We start from the raw sequence: 585 nt of genomic DNA on the forward strand, positions 1-585 counted from the left end.
CCTCGATGGCCAATATCGCCGGCTACCGGGCGGTGATCGAGGCGGCGAACAACTTCGGCCGCTTCTTCACCGGCCAGGTGACGGCGGCGGGCAAGGTGCCGCCGGCCAAGGTGCTGGTGGTGGGCGCGGGCGTCGCCGGGCTTGCCGCCATCGGCGCGGCGGTCAGCCTGGGCGCGCAGGTCCATGCCTTCGACGTGCGCCCCGAGGTGGCCGAGCAGATCGAATCCATGGGCGCGGAATTCGTCTATCTGGACTTCCAGGACCAGGTGCAGGACGGGGCCGCGACCGGCGGCTATGCCGCGCCCTCGTCCCCCGAGTTCCGGGAAAAGCAGCTCGAGAAGTTCCGCGAACTGGCGCCCGAGATGGACATCGTCATCACCACGGCGCTGATCCCCGGCCGCGATGCGCCCAAGCTCTGGACCCGCGACATGGTCGAGGCGATGAAGACCGGCTCGGTTATCGTCGACCTGGCGGCCGAGCGCGGCGGCAATTGCGAGCTGACCGTGCCGGACGAGCGCATCGTCACGGAAAACGGCGTGGTGATCATCGGCTATACCGACTTCCCGTCGAGGATGGGCGCGCAAG

Annotated in this window: 1 pseudogene; it reads left to right on the plus strand. The window is 68.9% G+C overall.

Annotated features, from left to right (window positions below):
- Positions 1-585, plus strand: a pseudogene (locus IT40_RS26520) (Re/Si-specific NAD(P)(+) transhydrogenase subunit alpha); the annotation flags it as partial.

This window comes from Paracoccus versutus, from assembly GCF_000763885.1.
GTDB lineage: Bacteria > Pseudomonadota > Alphaproteobacteria > Rhodobacterales > Rhodobacteraceae > Paracoccus > Paracoccus versutus.